The 3,574-nt window shown below is 64.8% G+C and carries 4 protein-coding genes; 1 reads left to right on the plus strand and 3 read right to left on the minus strand.

What is annotated here, in order from left to right:
* From PGX04_RS24420 to PGX04_RS24430, 3 genes are all read right to left on the minus strand, one after another.
* The coding region (locus PGX04_RS24420; protein WP_273740882.1) for a carbon starvation CstA family protein at positions 1–1,179 on the minus strand (1,179 nt) is incomplete at its 3' end.
* Positions 1,180–1,405: 226 nt separating this feature from the next.
* Complete coding sequence (locus PGX04_RS24425) at positions 1,406–2,383, minus strand: ArsA family ATPase (protein WP_273740883.1); 978 nt, start codon at positions 2,381–2,383, stop codon at positions 1,406–1,408.
* A complete protein-coding gene (locus PGX04_RS24430; protein WP_273740884.1) occupies positions 2,383–2,679 on the minus strand; it encodes a DUF7990 family protein in 297 nt (98 codons plus the stop codon). The genes PGX04_RS24425 and PGX04_RS24430 overlap by 1 nt, the downstream gene beginning before the upstream one ends.
* Positions 2,680–2,805: 126 nt before the next feature.
* Between PGX04_RS24430 and PGX04_RS24435 the strand changes: the two genes are divergently transcribed.
* Positions 2,806–3,574: CobW family GTP-binding protein (locus tag PGX04_RS24435; protein WP_273740885.1), on the plus strand; the 769-nt coding region annotated here is incomplete at its 3' end.

Here is a 3,574-nt window from a genome sequence, read left to right on the forward strand (position 1 = left end):
GATCCCGCCGGCGCCGGCGATCCCGGCGACGCCGATCGTACAGAGCGCGACGGTGGCCAGCAGCCCCTCGCCGAGCATCCCGCCGTAGCCGATCAGGCGGGCGTCGGTCTCCTTGTCGAGCTGTTTGGCCGTCGTCCCTGAGGAAACCAGCGAGTGGAAGCCGCTGATCGTCCCGCAGGCGATCGTGATGAACAGTAGCGGGAACACCGGCATGAGCTCGTAGCTCGCGTTGTCGCTGCCGAGGACTCCATACCAGGCGTCGATCTGGAACGTGAGCGGTTCGCTCGTCGAGGTGATGAACGTGCCGACGATGACGGCCAGCAGCGCACCTCCGACGCCCGTGTACAGCAGGAACGACGACAGGTAGTCCCGCGGCTGGAGTAACATCCACACCGGCAGGACGCTGGCGAGCCCCCCGTAGACGAGCATCACCAGCACCCACGCGCCGACGTTCGCGTTGAACCCGAGTTCCGGCACGATGCTAGGTGCGGTCTCACCGAACAGGACGATCGTATCCGGCGCGTTCGGGAACTCCGAGCCGAACAGTGCGACCGGGTACTGAATTCCCACCCACACCGAGGCGAAGATCCCGGCGACGAAGACGACCGTCCCCACCGAGAACGGGAGATTCAACTGGTACAGCCAGAACCCGAAGACGAACGCGAGCCCGACGTAAATCAGGCTCGCGGTGGCTGCCTGCGGGTAGCCGTTGAACACGATCCCGATGACCAGCGCGAAGACGGCCACGACGAGGATCGTCAGCAGGAACGCGAACCACAGCAGCATGTTCTTCCCGCGCTCCCCGACGTACTCCCCGATGATGTAGCCGATCGACTTCCCCTCGTGTCGCAGGCTGCTCGAGAGCGAGACGAAGTCGTGAACCGCACCCAGCAGCGGATTACCGATCGCGACCCACAGCACGGCCGGGACCCACCCCCAGACCAGTGCGGCCGTAATCGGACCGACGATGGGCGCGCCGCCCGCGATACTCGAGTAGTGATGCCCCAGTAGTACCGGCTTCTTTGACGGAACGTACTCCTGCCCGTCCTGATACTTGTGCGCTGGCGTCTCGCGACTGTCGTCGAGGTCGACGAACTGCTGTAGGTACCGTCCGTACCCTACGTACGCGACGGAGAACAGTACGAGCACCAGTGCGACGATCCAGATTACACCTGCCATGTTATCAACACCCTAGCGATGGCTTGCACGGGAGGACCATAAATATAATTCATTGTATTTCGGACTAACGCTGGGCGAATTTTCAATTCTGAATCCTCACTGACGTGAATGTACAATTTAAACGCTGATGCTAATCGAATATAACGGAATCGACACCGTGCTAGACAAAGGCACTCATTTGTGAGCCAGTACGGCCGCGGAGCGGTTCGTCGTCCGCTCGCGCACCTCACAGTGTCGGAGCGCGATCGTCGTCCGTCACTCCGATCTCGAGGGCCGCAGCGACATCCTCGAGAATGCTCCCCCGAACCTCCTCGACGCGCGTCTCGATCGTCGCGGCGATCGGGACGTCGAACTCGCGCTCGATCCGCTCGAGGCGGTCGCGTTCGGTCGCCACGCGATCGCGGAGGTAGGTCGCACCGCGACCCTCCTCGTCGGGATCGGGCTCGGGCGTGAGTCGGTTGACCACGAGTCCCTCGACGGGGAGGTCGGCCTCCGTGAGCGTCTCGACCGAGCGGCGCGTCTCGCGGATCGAGAGCTCGTCGGGGTTCAACACGAGATAGAAGGCCGCGTCCTCGCGGAGCACCTCACCGGCGAACTCGAAGCGCTCCTTGCGCTCCTGCAAGCGCGCGAGGATCGGATCGCCCTCCATCACTCGTCGGGGTTCCTTGTTGCCGATCGCGGCCTTCTCGAAGAGATCGATGCTGCGCTCGCGCTTGTCCATCAGCCGGTCGATCCAGCGCTCGAGGAGTTCCGGGAGCGCGAGCAAGCGAAGCGTCGAGCCGGTCGGCGAGGTGTCGAAGACGACGCGATCGTAGTCGTCGGCGGTGCGTATCACCTCGACGAACCGATCGAAGAGGGCGGCCTCGTACGCGCCCGGCGTCTGATGGGCCATCTCGAGTTGGATGTCCACCTCGTTGACCATCGTCGCGGACAGCTGGGAGCCGAGCTGCTGTTTGAGCTCCGAGAGGTGTTCTTGGACCTCCCGATCGGGATCGATCTCCATCACCGAGAGCCCGTCGTGCCCCTCGACCGGCCGCGGGTCGTCGCCGAACTCCTGATCGAAGACGTCTGCGGTGCTGTGGGCCGGGTCCGTCGAGACCACGAGCGTCTCGAGGCCGGCGTCGACACACTCGAGGGCGTACGCGCTCGAGACGGTCGTCTTGCCGACGCCGCCCTTTCCCCCGAAGAACGTGAATTCGGTCATCAGAAGTGGTACTGATGGCCCTTCCGTTCGATAATCGATCCCCGATCCCACAGCCGCCGCTCCCAGGACTGGTACTCGTCCTCGAGATAGGGGAGGAGTTCGGCCGTATAGTAGGAGACGGGCGACGGGATGCCGAAGGCGTCGGGGAAACACGCCAGCATGAACGCGTCTTCGAGGTCCTCGGCCTCGGCCTCGATCTTCTCGTAGGCCGGATGGGCGATCATCCCGTGGTAGAGCCCCCGAAGCCACTCCTCGAGCGTGGCCCGGAACGTCGCGATCCGATCGGCGAGTGTCATCGTCCGTCATGGTCGGTGCCGGAGACAAAAATATGTCGCGTCCCGCGGACTGGTCCCCGTCGCCGCGAAGTCGATTCCCTCGCCTCGAGTCACAACTTCTTACGCCTCGAGTTACAATCGCTTCCCATGTCATCGCCGACGATTCCCGTCACCGTCCTCTCGGGGGGCCTCGGTGCGGGGAAGACGACGCTGCTCAACCACCTCCTGCGGACCGCCGACCGCGACCTCGCGGTGCTGGTCAACGACATGGGCGCGGTCAACGTCGACGCCGAACTCGTCGCCGAGGGGTCGGATCTCGACGTCGAGGGCGGCGTCGCCGAACTCTCGAACGGCTGTATCTGCTGTGAACTGCAGGACGACCTCGAGACGGCTGTCGTCCGGCTGGCCCGCGAGCGGGAGTTCGATCACTTGCTCGTCGAGTCCTCCGGCATTTCGGAACCCGCGCCGGTCGCCCGGCTCTTCACCACGTCCTCGCGAGTCGCGGCCAGGTACGGCCTCGACGCGCTGGTGACCGTCCTCGACACGCGGCTCTTTCTGGACACCTTCGCCGGCGACGAGGTCCCGGAACGCCGGGGGATCGACGGCGACGCCGATCGTCCGCTCTCGGACCTGCTGATCGAACAGCTCGAGGTCGCGAACCTCGTCGTGTGCAACAAGACGGATCTCTGCACGGACGCGGAACTCGCGGACGCCGAAGCCCTCGTCCGCGCACTCCAGCCGACGGCCGAGACGATTCGAACGGCGTTCAGTGCAGTGGAGCCGGACCGCCTGCTGGGCGTCGACCTGTTCGACCCCGAACAACTGGGCGAGTTAGCGGGCTGGCAGCGGGCGCTCTCGGACGACGGGAGCGGCGATCACGACCACGGCGGCGACTCCCACGGCGAGCACGCCGACC

Source organism: Natrinema soli, assembly GCF_028618695.1.

Excerpts from the sequence above, each read along its gene's own strand:
- PGX04_RS24425 (WP_273740883.1), bottom strand. The coding sequence starts at position 2,383 with ATGACCGAATTCACGTTCTTCGGGGGAAAGGGCGGCGTCGGCAAGACG.
- PGX04_RS24430 (WP_273740884.1), bottom strand. The coding sequence starts at position 2,679 with ATGACACTCGCCGATCGGATCGCGACGTTCCGGGCCACGCTCGAGGAG.